Genomic DNA, 13,011 nt, shown 5'->3' on the forward strand with positions numbered 1-13,011 from the left:
GACGACGAGCGCTACCGCACCCTCGGCGACGCATACGCCTCTTCGACGCCGCACTTCGCACTGGAAGGCGCGCAGCGGCTCGCCGAGGTGATGACGCAGCGCGGCAGCGACCTCATGCTCACCGACTGCGCGTACATCGGCAACGTCGGGGAGAAGTTCATGTACCCCGAATGGGCATCGCGGGCGCCGTGGGACCGGCCGCCGTTCCCGTCCCAGCAGGCACGGATCTACATGCGGCACTACACCCCGAAGCGGGGAGCGGGCGGCGGCGCACCGGACTGGGCGTCCTCGGTCGTGCTGCACGGCGCGATGTCGCCCGTCGCCGCGCTCGCCAACTGCGGCGCCCTGCGCGGCAAGCGGGTCCGGGTGACCGTGCTGCCACTGTTCCTGGCCGGTGCCGAGGGCGCCCCATGCACCGTCCTGGCGGTCGACGGCGACCAGATGGAGAAGTCCTGATGAAGCCCACCACGATCAACCTCACCCGTCCGATCAGCACCGAGTCCGCAGCCGGCACCCTCTTTCCGTGGGAGGCGCCGTACCGGACCGAGGACATCGCGACGCTGCAGTACAACGGCGCGAACCTCTTCCACATCACGATGGGCAGCGGTTCGGCCACCCGGCTGCTCGGTCCCGCGTTCGGCTCACCGAGCGGCGCCACCATCGATCAGCTGCCCCCGGCGCGACTCGTCAACCGCGACGCGATCGTCGTGCCCCTCGCCGCCGAAGCGGGCGGCGAGATCGGCGAAGAGCAGGTACGAGCCGCGCTGGCCGCTGCCGACCTGCGCCGAGGCGACGCGGTCGTGCTGATGACCGGGTGGGGTGACGACCCCGGCCGGCACGACGCCGACGCCTACTACCTCGACAGCCCCTACCTGAGCCTGCCGGCCGCCGAAACGCTGGCCGACCTGCTCGGGCGCAACGACACCGACCTGGTCCTGACCGACTGTGTGTACCTCGACCGCCCCGGCGGTGAGTACGCCCGCACCGAGTGGACCGCCCTGCAGCCCTGGCTGCGTCCGGCATTCCCGTCGGACGCGGCCAGGACGTACCTCGCGCACTACCGGCCGGACAAGGTCCAGCGGGACTGGGCGGCGACGCTCGCCCTGACCGCACAGATCTGGACCGTCCTCGGCCTGGTCGGCTGCGGCGCCCTCGGCTGGCGCCGGATCCGGCTCACCCTCGCGCCCCTCAATGTCCAAGGGGTCGGTGAGGTTCCTTGCACCGTGGTCGCGCAACTTCCCGGCGATGAGGGAGCCGCCGCACGGCCGGTCTTCACACCAGGAGCACCATCATGAACCGAATCATGCGATCCAACCTTCGCGCCGTCGCCGTCGGCATCTGCGCCGTCCTGGCCGTCACCGCCTGCGGGTCTGCCGGCGCCGGTGACGCCGGACCCGACTTCAAGGGCGACACGTTCGACTGGAAGCGCTACAACGGCCAGTCGGTCAAGGCCTACATTCCCGACACCGGCCAGGTCGAGATGCTCAAGAACAACCTTGCCGAGTTCAAGGAGCTGACCGGTATCACGGTCGAGCTCGAGAGCTCGGACGTGACCGGATACCGGCAGAACCTGCCGGTGCGGCTGACATCACGCGCCTCCGACTTCGACGTCATGGCGACGTTCCCCGAAGTGGACGGGCCGCAGTTCACCAAGAACGGCTGGTACACCGACCTCGGCCAGTACATCTCCAACCAGGGCGTGACCAACCCCGAGTACGACTTCGACGACTTCCGGCCCGGCGTCCGCAAGGCCATGACGGTCGAGAGCAAGCCGGTAACGGTGCTCTGGGAAATGCAGACCGACCTCGTCTACTACCGCAAGGACCTGCTGGAGAAGGCCGGCGTGCCGGTGCCGACCACGTTCGCCGAGTGGGACGCGGCGGCGGCCAAGGTCCACGACCCCGCCAACAAGGTGTACGGCTTCGCGCTGCGGGGCATCCCGTACCAGACCACCACGCCGTTCTCCTCCTTCCTGTACGCCTACTGTGGACAGTGGACCAAGGACGGCAAGGCGACCATCAACTCGCCCGAGGCGTTGAAGGCGTACGAGATGTACGGCCAGCTCGGCAAGAAGTACGGCCCGCCCGGCATCGCCGGCTTCGACTGGCCCGTGCCGTCGCAGCAGTTCGCCCAGGGCAACGTCTTCGCGTTCCTCGACGTGAACCTCTTCGTCAAGGACCTCGAGAACCCGGAGAAGTCCCGCGTCGTCGACAAGGTCGGCTACACCACCGTGCCGCGCGCCGACTGCGACGCCGCGCCGTTCGTCGGCGGCTGGGGCTACGCCATCAACCCGTTCTCGGCCAAGCGCGACGCCGCCTGGTACTTCATGCAGTGGGCCACCAGCAAGAAGATGAACCTCGAGCTGAAGAAGATCGGCTGGCCCAGCCCGCGCGCGTCGGCGTGGGAGTCGCCGGAGTTCACCAGCACCGACAAGACGCCGGAGTTCACCAAGGTCGTGCTCACCAGCACGCAGACCGCGCGGGCCCAGATGAACCCGCCGATCGCACCCGGCGTCGAGGCCCGTGAAATCGCCGGTCTCGTGTCCAACAAGGCCCTCGAGGGCCAGACCGGCGCCGCCCTGCAGCAGACGGCGGACCAGCAGAACAGCAAGTTGCAGAGCCTGCTGGACGCCATGCGCTAGCGGACCGGCCGCGGTCGGGCGGGCCACCGCCGCCCGCCCGACCACGCCCCGATGGAGGACAGATTCCCGATGGCTCAGCTCACCGAACCCCCGGTGGCGCCCGAACGCCACACCCCGACCCAGCCACCGGCCCCCCGCCGCACACTGCTTGACCGCCTGGACCGATACGACCGGTACATCCTGCCGGCGCCCGCACTGATCGTCGTCGTGGCGATGCTGGCATTCCCGGTCGGCTACACCGTCTACCTCAGCTTCCACGAGTGGTCCGGCGGCCTGCGTCCACCGGAGTTCCTCGGCCTCGACAACTTCACCCGGTCGCTGAGCGACGAGCAGTTCTGGGCGAGCATCTGGCGGACGTTCTACTTCGTCACGCTCTCGGTCGGCCTGCAAGTGATCCTCGGCGTCGGCGCGGCGCTGCTGTTCCACCAGCGGTTCCCGGGCCGCGGCATGGCCCGCACCTTCTTCATGTTCCCGATGATCGCCACCCCCGCGGCGGTGGCGCTGGTCTGGAAGATGATGTTCGACCCGACCATCGGCGTCTTCAACTACCTCGTCCAGGCCATCGGCGGGCCGACACTGCTGTGGACCAGCGACGCGAAGCTGGTCATCCCCGCTCTGGCCATTGTGGACACCTGGATGTGGGCCCCACTGGTGATGCTCATCGTGCTGGCCGGTCTCGCGGCGCTGCCGCCCGAGCCATTCGAGGCGGCCAAGGTCGACGGGGCGGGACCGATCCGCACGTTCGTCAGCATCACCCTGCCGCTGCTGCGGCCGGTCATTCTGGTCGCCGTGCTCTTCCGGCTCATCGACGCCATCAAGACCTTCGACATCATCAAGGTCATCACCGACGGGGGCCCCGGCACCTCGTCGGAGACGCTCAACCTGTACGCGTTCAAGCAGGGCCTGTCGTACCTGCACTTCGGGTACGGATCGATGCTGCTTGTCTGGCTGACCCTGCTGGTCTTCGCCGTCGCGATCGTCTTCACCCGCCTCCGGGCCCGTAGCGAGCAGGGGTGACGCCACAATGACCCAGATCTCGACCCCTGTCCGGACCGCTGTCGCACGGCGTCCACGCCGCTCACTGCTCGGCCGGATCGCGTTCGCCGTGATCCTCGTGATCGCCCTCGCCCCGGCGGCGTTCGTCTTCTTCTGGATGCTGACCTCGTCGTTCAAGCAGCAGGTCGACATCTACACCATCCCGCCGAAGTGGTTCGACTTCACCCCGACCCTGGACAACTACCGGGCGGCGTTCAGCCGGACACCGTTCGGCCAGTACATGATGAACAGCCTCATCGTGGCCGCCTGCTCCAGCGTGCTGGGCCTGGTCATCGGGCTGCCGGCGGCGTACAGCATCGCCCGCTACCGGCAACACCGGCTCTCGCTGTCCCTGCTGACCGCGCGGCTGCTGCCCGGCGTCGCGTACCTCGTGCCGTTCTTCGTCGCCTTCACCGCCCTGCGCATGGTCGGCACCTACCCGGCGCTGATCCTGGCCCACGTCATCATCACGTTCCCGCTGACCGTCTTCATCATGGTGAACTTCTTCGCCGGGCTGCCGGAGGAGATCTTCAACGCGGCCGAGGTCGACGGGTGCGGGAAACTCCAGACGTTCTGGAGGATCGCCCTGCCGCTGACCCGGCCCGGCATGCTCACCTCCGGCATCCTCGCGTTCATCTTCTCCTGGAACGACTTCAAGATGGCGCTGATCCTCTCCGATGCCGACAGCCGCACCCTCCCGGTCGCCGTCTTCAGCTTCGTGCACGAGGCATCCCTGGACTGGGGCCCGATGATGGCCTACGCCTCGATCATCATGCTGCCTGTCCTGATCCTCACGCTCTTCGCCCAACGGCACATCGTGACCGGCATGACCATGGGCAGCGTCAAATGACCACCGACTCCGAAGGAGACATCATGGCCAGCACCGCAGACGTCGTGAGCAGTACCGTTCCATCCGTGGTGAGCCGCGTCGCCGGCAACGGCCGGATCATCGCCGCCAGCCTCAAGCCCGGCGCACAGCTCACCGACTCGATCGAGCAGGTCTGCCAGGAGCACGGTGTCCACACCGCCGTCATCCTCTCCGTCATCGGCACGATCCAGGAGGTGTACCTGCGCAACCCGCGCGACATCACCACCCTGCCGATCCGCCAGGAGCACGAGTTCGCCGACGAGATCGACACCGTCGTGCTGCAGCGCCAGATGGAGATCCTCTCGGTACAGGGCAACGTCACCACACTGGACGGCAAACTCTGGGCGCACTGCCACGCCCTGTTCTCCGAGGCCGGCGGCAACGTCCGCGGCGGGCACGTCTTCCGCGCCACCATCTGGAGCCAGGGCGAGGTGTTCCTGCAGGAGCTGACCGGCATCCGGATCGACCGCGAACACGACCGGGAAGTCACCGGCCTGCCGCAGATCCGGTTGCACGGCTGCGACATCGGGCCCGCCGATGTCCGCTGAGGCCTGCCTGCTCGGCGTCGACATCGGCACCTCGAGCACCAAGGGAGTCCTCGCCGACCCGTCCGGCCGGGTGCTCGCGACCGCGACCCGCCCGCACGGCGTGTCCCGGCCACGACCCGGCTGGGTCGAACACCATCCGGAAACGGTGTGGTGGAACGAGTTCGTCGACATCACCCGCGAACTCGTCGCCGTGGCGCCCGCTCCGGTCGCCGCGGTGGCGGTCAGCGGCATCGGTCCGTGCGTGCTGCCCACCGCGGCGGACGGCCGGCCGCTGCGGCCCGCGATCCTGTACGGCGTGGACACCCGCGCCGCCGCCGAGATCGCGGAGCTGACCGCGCGGCTGGGCGAGCGGACCATCATCCGGCGCGGCGGCAACCGGCTCACCAGCCAGGCGGTAGGCCCCAAGCTGCTCTGGCTGCGCCGGCACGAGCCCGAGGTCTGGTCGGCGACCCGCCGGTTCTTCATGGCGAGCTCGTTTCTCATCCACCGCCTCACCGGCGAATACGTGCTCGACCATCACTCGGCCAGCCAGAGCGACCCGCTGTACGACCTCAGATCCCAGGCGTGGATCTCCGACCTCGCCGCCGACATCCTGCCCGGGCTCGAACTGCCCCGGCTGCTGTGGCCCACCGAGGTCGCCGGTCACGTCACCGCCGCTGCCGCCGCGCTCACAGGGCTGGCCGAAGGTACCCCCGTCACCGCCGGCACCATCGACGCGTGGGCCGAGGCGGTCAGCGTCGGCGCCACCCGCCCCGGCGACCTCATGCTCATGTACGGCACCACCATGTTCCTCACCCGGGTGGTGGCGCGGCCCGTCGTCCACCCGCAGCTGTGGTCCACCACCGGCGTCTTTCCGGGCAGCTACTGCCTCGCCGGCGGGATGGCGACGTCCGGTGCCGTGGTGGAGTGGCTGCGCGGGCTCACCGGCGGCGCGGACCACGCGCACCTGACGGCCGAGGCGGCCACGGTACCGGCCGGGTCGAACGGACTGGTGCTGCTGCCGTACTTCGCCGGCGAGCGAACGCCGCTGTTCGACGAGAAGGCACGCGGCGTCGTCATCGGCCTCACCATGGAACACCAGCGGGGACACCTGTACCGGGCGGTGCTGGAGGGCACCGGATATGCGGTACGCCACCACCTCGACACCATGGCGGAACTGCTGGACCCACCGGGCCGGGTGATCGCAGTCGGGGGCGGCGCCAGTCCATTATGGACATCAATCGTCAGCGACATCACCGGCCAGGCCCAGCGCATCCCACAGCAGACGATCGGGGCCAGCTACGGCGACGCGTTCCTCGCCGGGCTCGCCGGCGGCCTGGTGTCCCACGATCAGGAGTGGACGACCTGGGCGGGCGTCACGGAGCCCGACCCGGCCAACCACGACGTCTACGAGCGGGCGTACGCGATCTACCGGGAGCTGTACCCGGCCACTCGCCACCTCGTCCACGCCTTGACGTAGCCGCACCGCTGGTGTGAAGACGGGGCGAGGGTCAGGATGCGAGGGCCTCGGACAGCGCGGTGGGGTCATGGATGGCGAGGCTCAGGTCGTCGACGAACCGGCCGATCATGGTGCGGGTCTTGCCGGGCATGCACACGACATGGGCGTTGCCGTGCTCGTCGGTGGCCAGGGGCCACCGGTCCAGCAGCGCCTGGGGCGGGCGGGGGAACACGACGGTGAACGCGTGCGCCTGCGCGCGCCACGCCGACCAGCCCACCCGGTGCAGCTCCTGCTCGGTGTGGCGGGCGAGGTCACGAGCGGCCTCCGCGCGGGCGCGCAGGCCGGGCAGTCCCCAATGGCGCAGCAGGTACCACAGCCAGAGCGGGGCGTGCCCGGACCGTGAGCCGGCGATGGTGCTGTCCGGCGCCGCGGTGTACGTGATGTCGCCCCGCCCGGTGTGCCGGTCCGCCAGCACCACGACGACGCCGCAGGGAAACGGGGTGGCCAAAAACTTGTGGCCGGAGATGGCGACCGAGTGGACCCCGGCCGGGAACGTGAAGGCCGGCCGGTCCGCGGGGTCGACGAGGGCCAGCGGGATACCGGCCAGGGCCGCATCGGCGTGGATCCATCGCTGGTCGCGCGAGGCGCCGGCGGCGTCGAGCGCCATATCGATCTGGGCGACGTCGTCGACGGCCTCGGTCATCGTCGTGCCGATCGAGGCCACCACGATCACGCCGGTGCCGCGCCGCCGGCGGCGGTGGCGTTCGACCGCGGCGTGCAGCAGGTCGTAGCGCATCTCGCCGCGCTCGTCGGTGGGAACGACCTGCAAGCGCATCCGCAGCAGCTCCGCCGACTTGGCGACGCTGTAGTGCGCGGCGGCCGACGTGAAGACGGTCGCCGCGGGCAGCTGACGACGGGCCTGCCACAGCGCCCACAGCGTGCTTTCGCTGCCGCCACCGGTGACATAGCCGGTGCGGTTGTCCAGCGGCGCCTGGAACAGGTCGGCGACGAACCCCACGACCTCGTACTCGAGATGTTTGGTGTGCAGCCGGTACGCGCCGTTGGTCGCGAACGGATGGCCGACGTTGTTGAGCAGGAGCCGCTCGAACCGGCTGATCGCCGACATGTCCGGCAGATCCGTCGCGCCAGGGAAGCCGAGATCGAACTGGCCCCCCGTCAGTAGCGCCGCATGAAGCTGATCAAGGCGACCCAGTACGGTGGGATCGTCCGGAATCGTGCCCGTGACGCTCATCGCGACCGCGATCCGTGGTCGATGATGCGCCCGATCTCTCCCATCCATCGCCACACGTGGAACGTCGGATCGGTTTCGGGGGTCTCGGCCAGCGCCGGGTTCCACCGCCAGCGCAAGCTCGGCGTGTCGTAGTGCGTGTTGCCGTCCTGGATGGAGCACTCCACCGTGATGACATTGAACTGCTCCTCACCACCGCGGTCCATCAGCAGCATGGAGCCGTCGATGAGCCGGGCGTAGCACCGGCCCGGCAGATCCTGCTCGCCATGCGCCCGGTGCTGGGCTTCCTTCCAGGACCCGTGCGGCGTGTCGAGCGTGACGACGCCGACGCCGGCGAAGACCGCGAAGGGCGACATGTCCTCAACCCGGTTGGCCATCGCGACGCGCGGGTCGAAGCCGGGACCGGTGGAGTAGCCGTCCCGGGCGTGCTGGGCCAGCCCGTACAGCAGGTGGGGCAGGGAGGCCGCCTCCTCGTCGGCGAGGAAGATCCTGGTGGCGGTGCGCAACTGTTCGAGCTGACGCGCTCTCGGCTCGAGATAGAAGAACGCGACGCCGTGCGGAGCCAGCGGGTCCCTGCGACGCTGTTCCCACGCGTGCCGGGCGTGCAGGAAGGAGAACCGGCGCAGGCGGGAGGCGACCGATCCCCGGAACGACGCCGTGACGTCGACCGCGGGCCGGTCCGGTGCGGGCGGGGGACCGGTGTCGGGTGCCGGGACGGCATACAGATGCCGCACGGTGCCCTGGAGCGGGTCGCCAGCCAACCGTCGTGCCGCGGTCGGCATCTCGCTGGTGGGGGCCTTTCCCCACCACGGCGGTGGCGGGTCGGCATCGACCCGAGGCCCAGGAGCGCTGGGATCGACCGGCCCCGCGGCGTGCTGGCCGTCCGGCTGCCCACCCGGCGTGGCCATGCGCGGCTCAAACATCGAGATCCTGCAGCCGCTGGTCCAGCACGCGCAGCGGATCGGGTCTACCCTTGCCGACGTCGTCGAGCACCCGAGCGCCCCCGGCTTTGAGCAGGCGGCCCCAGACGACGCCGACGACCAGCGTGCCCGTCACGACCGCGGGAACGATCCACTGCAGGGGTGAACCGGGCGCGATCCGCAGCAGCGAGTCCAGGTGCAGCACCATGACGACCAGCACCCCAGCGCCGGCGATCACGCCCAGCGAGGGCAGCACGGTGGTGACCATCAGGCCCTCGTTGGTGCCGCCGCCACGGCGGTAGTACCGGATCGCGCCGATGGAGATGAGCACCAGCATCACCAGGATCCCGACAGCACCAGCGGCGGAGAGCCAGGTGAAGACGACCTTGATCGGATCCGCACCGGCCACCACGAACAGGCCGACCACCACCAGCGCCGAGACGCTCTGCACGATCGATCCCGCGGTCGGGGCGCCTTGAGCTCGTTCGCTGGTCCCGGTGCGGGCCAGCCACCCGGGCAGGACGCCCTCCCGGGCCATCGCGAACAGGTACCTGGCGATGGTGTTGTGGAACGACAACATGGCGACCGTCACGCTCGTGATCAGCAACAACGTGGCCAACAGGCTCAGCCCGCTGCCGTACCACTCGTCGAACAACGCGAACGGCAATCCCGCGTCCGGATTGGCGGCCGTCGCGGCGACCTTGTCGGAGCCAACCGCAACCGCCAGCGCCCAGGCCGATGCGCCATAGAACAACGACATGAACAGCAGCGCGGCAAGGGTCGCGCGGCTGATGCTGCGGTCCGTGCGCACCTCTTCGGAGTAGGCCGGGGCAGTGTCGAAGCCGATGAACGCCGCGATACCGAGCGCGAACGCGCCTCCGATGCCAGGCGACCACAACCCGGTGAAGGCCACCGGCGACACGCTGATCGTCCCGCCGGCGGGATGAGCGAACCCGGCGATGTCGAACAGCGCGATCACCGCCAGCTCAACGACCAGCACAGACCCGACGACGAAGGCGCTCAGCGACACCTGCAGCAGCCCGCACGCCGCCACCACCAGCCACAGCACCGCCGCCCACAGCATCCAACTGCCCCCGAGCAGCGTGGCGGTGGTGGCGCCGATCAGCCCGTACAGACTCATCTGGATCGCCGAGTAGAACACCAGGGCGAGCGCCCCGCCCGCGAGCCCGGCCACCGGCCCGAACGCGTGCGCGAGCAACGCGTAGGCGGGCGCCGCGTTCGGCACCGCCCGCGACATCGCCACATACCCCACCGCCAGCAGCCCCAGCAGCACACCGAGCAGCGGAAACGTCAGCGGCGTGGCCACCACCGCGGTGGTGGCGTAGGTGGCGACGATACCGCCGGCCAGCACAGCCATCGGCGAGCTCGCACCGACCTGGAACAGCCACACCCCGCCGCCGGACATCCTCCGGCGGGTCAGCCCCTGCGTCGTCACCGCGCATCACCGGCCGCACCGAGCCCGGCAAGCACGCATGGCGCGTTCGCGGGATCGGGCTCGGAGCCCGACCGACGGGAAGACCCGCGTTGGACGGCGTGAGGAACGGCAGATCGCATCGCGGCACGTACTCCAGATCGTGGCGTGGCCGGATGTAACCGACCGAGGCAATCAACATGGCGAATATCGCAGCGGAGTGTATGGCTGTGGATCACTGACGGCAGCCCCGGTTCAATGACAGCGCTGTTAACAACAACCGGCTCACGTGCCAGTCAAAGGCGTGACGAGCAATTTTCCGGACATGGGTATCGGGGATGGATCAGAATCGAGTTCCGGAGTGTGCGGCTCGATATGCGCGCCGCGGCATTGCGCCGACGAAGGCCACGCTCGGATCGATATCCTAGGGCTGGCGAAAAATGTGCGGCCCAGTATGCGCACTGCGACGATGGCCACGCCCAGGTCGGCATTCCAGGGGCTGGCGAAAGTGTGCGGCTTGGTATGCGCACTGTAGGCATAGCACCAACGAGGGCCACGCCCAGGTCGGCATTCCAGGGCCGGCGAATCGGCGAGGCCGGCACGGTCCTTTGAGGCGTCGCAACGCTTGGGACCCGATTCTGCGGTCCGCGATCGAGACCCCGGCTCTCGGCGTTCCTGTCCGCCCGGTCCGGCCGGACCGAGGCGAAGGCCCTCGTGCCCGGCGACGTGCAGCCAGCCGAGTGGCGTGCCGACGCATGAGGCGATGGCTGCGACCCGCGCCCTCCGTCGCGCACCCGGACGTTGATGAATTTTCCGCCTGGTCTCGCAGAGCCGAGGTCGACCTGGACCCACGGATCCGGCGGAGGACGATCGGACCGTGATGCCGGGGCGATTGCTTCGGCGCTATACGCTCATCGAGTCGGGTCGGGCCACTTGCATGACTCTATCCGGTAAACCAAGCTCGGCGTGCCGCTTCCATCTGGTCTCGATCCAGACCGGACACCGCCGATCTTTTCTACTGCTCTCTGAGAACGCCGGTTGGCCGGACCTGCCAGAAAAATGACAGTGTCGACGAACCTGAAAGCATGGCGCAGCATGAGCCGCTTGAGTTCCTTGTTGTAGATGCCTCCCCAGTGGGAGCGCGCAAGGAAGGTCCAGCCAATTTCGATTTCGCGTCGTTCGGGATTGACGGACACTGAGTCTGGCTCAGTGGCCGCTGGTGGCGAGCCGGATGCCGAAGCCGGTGATCGCAGTCCCGGTGACTCGGTCCAGCAGTTGGCGAGCCGCGGGACGTTGGAGCACCGTTCGTAGTCGGTGTGCCAGTAGGACCAGCACGGCCGACCAAGCGGTGCCCAGAAGGATATGTACACAGGTCAAGAGCACGCCGAAGGCCAAAGGGGAAGTGCCGGAGGGAATGAACTGTGGCAGGAGCGCGACGTAGAACGCGCCCATCTTCGGGTTCAGGAGGTTCGTAAGCGTGCCGCGACGCCACCCGGGGAAGAAGTCATTCCCGGCGGCCACGGTTTCGTCGATCGGCTGGACCGATCGGCCCGGTCGACGGTGACGAGTGGCCCACAACATGCTCAGTCCCATCCAGACCAGATAGCAGGCGCCGGCCCAACGCAGCACTTCGTAGGCGAGGTGCGAGGCCGTCAGCAACGCGGTGACACCGGCGGAGGTGAGCACACCCCAGGCCAAGGTTCCGCTTTGGATTCCGAAAACGACCCCCAGGCGCGGCGGGGTGCACCGACAGCCGCGGTGCGCAAGATGAGGGCGGTGTCCATCCCAGGAGTCATCGTGAGCAGTCCCACGACGACGACAAAGGCCCATAGGTTGCCAAGGATTGTCACGACGATCAATCTATGGCAAGCCGGGCCGACTTGCCGGGAGGTGGCGAATCAACGGCTACGGGTGTTCGCCGCGCAGCAGCGCCAACTCCCGGCTCGGGAAGGGCATGTCTCTCCATGCCCGCCGAAATCCGGCCTCTCCGTGTTCGTCAAGTACGGCTTGGGCCATGCGCGTCGCGGCGCTGGTGATCGCTTCGGTCGGCTCTGGACGTAGACGTGCTCCGCCGCGCCAGTGAAGACGAACACGTGATGTCCACGTACGCCGGGGATCAGGGTCGTCTTGCGGCGAGCGCGGCGACGAGGTCGGCGACCTCGGGCACGCCGGCCAGGCCGGTTGGCGTGTTGTAGACCCGGCAGGCCAGGGTGCCCGCGGGCCGGGCCCCGTCGAACAGGTCGACGCCGTCGACCGTGAACGAGGGGGAGCCGGCGAACCCGACCGCGCTGGCCTCCTCCTCCGTCTCCACCGCCATCAATCGCACCTCGGCGTCGGTGTTCCCGGTCTCGTCCAGCGCCCGGCGCAACCGGTCGTCGGCAACACGCCAGTTCGGGCAGTCCGCGAAGTACCACAGCGTCACCTGCATGTGTCCATCCTCCTCCACGCGGCGACGAGTCGTCCCAGGCGGAGCCTGAGCCTCGGCACGGCTGGGCTCAGGCTGGGCGCAGGGCGTTCGGCGAGCATGGATCGGTGCGAGCAGCGATCTTCACCAGGTACGGCCCGCCCGAGGTGCTGCAGGTTCGGATCAGCTGACCGGGCGGTAGCTGACCACGACCACGCCGCTGTCGAACGTGGTGGAGTCGACGAACTCCAGTGCGGTGGCGCTCTCCGGCCGGAACAAGGGCTCGCCCTTGCCCTTGATCACCGGGTAGATCCAGACCAGGTACTCGTCGAGCAGCCCCGCCGCGGCGAGCGCGTCGGTCAGACGGCCAGTCCCCCAGATGAGGATGTCCCCGCCATCCCCCTCCTTGAGCTGGGTGACCTCGGCGACGAGATCGTCCCCGGAGATGACCGTCGCGGGTCCCCACGCGGCGGTGT

Annotated in this window: 13 protein-coding genes and 1 pseudogene; 7 read left to right on the forward strand and 7 right to left on the reverse strand. The window is 68.9% G+C overall.

What is annotated here, in order from left to right; genetic code table 11:
- The 7 genes from ABT297_RS41120 to ABT297_RS41150 all read left to right on the forward strand — a co-directional run.
- A partial coding sequence (locus ABT297_RS41120; protein ID WP_350558956.1) for a hypothetical protein occupies positions 1-456 on the forward strand: 456 nt, incomplete at its 5' end.
- Positions 456-1,295 (forward strand): cyclase family protein, encoded by an 840-nt coding sequence (locus ABT297_RS41125; protein ID WP_350558959.1) that lies wholly within the window; start codon positions 456-458, stop codon positions 1,293-1,295. The genes ABT297_RS41120 and ABT297_RS41125, both read left to right, overlap by 1 nt.
- Positions 1,292-2,641 (forward strand): ABC transporter substrate-binding protein, encoded by a 1,350-nt coding sequence (locus ABT297_RS41130; protein ID WP_350558962.1) that lies wholly within the window; start codon positions 1,292-1,294, stop codon positions 2,639-2,641. Before ABT297_RS41125 ends, ABT297_RS41130 begins: the two co-directional genes overlap by 4 nt.
- A gap of 51 nt (positions 2,642-2,692) precedes the next feature.
- Positions 2,693-3,658 carry a carbohydrate ABC transporter permease gene (locus tag ABT297_RS41135; RefSeq protein WP_350558965.1) on the forward strand — a complete coding sequence of 322 codons (966 nt, stop codon included), beginning with the start codon at positions 2,693-2,695 and terminating at the stop codon, positions 3,656-3,658.
- 7 nt (positions 3,659-3,665) lie between these two features.
- A complete protein-coding gene (locus tag ABT297_RS41140) occupies positions 3,666-4,526 on the forward strand; it encodes a carbohydrate ABC transporter permease (protein WP_350558968.1) in 861 nt (286 codons plus the stop codon).
- Between the two features lie 23 nt (positions 4,527-4,549).
- Entirely contained in the window at positions 4,550-5,092 is a 543-nt protein-coding gene (locus ABT297_RS41145; RefSeq protein ID WP_350558971.1) for a PPC domain-containing DNA-binding protein, read from the forward strand.
- Positions 5,082-6,551: an FGGY-family carbohydrate kinase gene (locus ABT297_RS41150; protein ID WP_350558974.1), complete on the forward strand. Its 1,470-nt coding sequence runs from the start codon at positions 5,082-5,084 to the stop codon at positions 6,549-6,551. The genes ABT297_RS41145 and ABT297_RS41150 overlap by 11 nt, the downstream gene beginning before the upstream one ends.
- A 31-nt stretch (positions 6,552-6,582) precedes the next feature.
- Here ABT297_RS41150 and ABT297_RS41155 read toward each other — a convergent pair whose 3' ends face one another.
- The 7 genes and pseudogenes from ABT297_RS41155 to ABT297_RS41185 all read right to left on the reverse strand — a co-directional run.
- Positions 6,583-7,830, reverse strand: a complete 1,248-nt coding sequence (locus ABT297_RS41155; RefSeq protein ID WP_350558977.1) for a histidine decarboxylase — start codon at positions 7,828-7,830, stop codon at positions 6,583-6,585.
- A complete protein-coding gene (locus ABT297_RS41160) occupies positions 7,779-8,702 on the reverse strand; it encodes a hypothetical protein (RefSeq protein WP_350558980.1) in 924 nt (307 codons plus the stop codon). Before ABT297_RS41160 ends, ABT297_RS41155 begins: the two co-directional genes overlap by 52 nt.
- The gene (locus ABT297_RS41165; protein WP_350558983.1) at positions 8,695-10,155 is read right to left on the reverse strand and encodes an APC family permease; all 1,461 of its coding nucleotides are present in this window, start codon (positions 10,153-10,155) and stop codon (positions 8,695-8,697) included. The genes ABT297_RS41160 and ABT297_RS41165 overlap by 8 nt, the downstream gene beginning before the upstream one ends.
- 887 nt (positions 10,156-11,042) lie before the next feature.
- Positions 11,043-11,372: pseudogene (locus tag ABT297_RS41170) on the reverse strand (GNAT family N-acetyltransferase); the annotation flags it as partial.
- Complete coding sequence (locus ABT297_RS41175; protein WP_502885720.1) at positions 11,338-11,961, reverse strand: LysE family translocator; 624 nt, start codon at positions 11,959-11,961, stop codon at positions 11,338-11,340. The pseudogene ABT297_RS41170 and the gene ABT297_RS41175, both read right to left, overlap by 35 nt.
- 286 nt (positions 11,962-12,247) lie before the next feature.
- Positions 12,248-12,559, reverse strand: a complete 312-nt coding sequence (locus tag ABT297_RS41180) for a thioredoxin family protein (RefSeq protein ID WP_350558989.1) — start codon at positions 12,557-12,559, stop codon at positions 12,248-12,250.
- A 159-nt stretch (positions 12,560-12,718) separates the two neighbouring features.
- Positions 12,719-13,011 (reverse strand): dihydrofolate reductase family protein (locus tag ABT297_RS41185; protein WP_350558992.1); only part of this gene is annotated, 293 nt, incomplete at its 5' end.

This window comes from Dactylosporangium sp. NPDC000555 (genome assembly GCF_040300025.1).
Lineage (GTDB): Bacteria > Actinomycetota > Actinomycetes > Mycobacteriales > Micromonosporaceae > Dactylosporangium.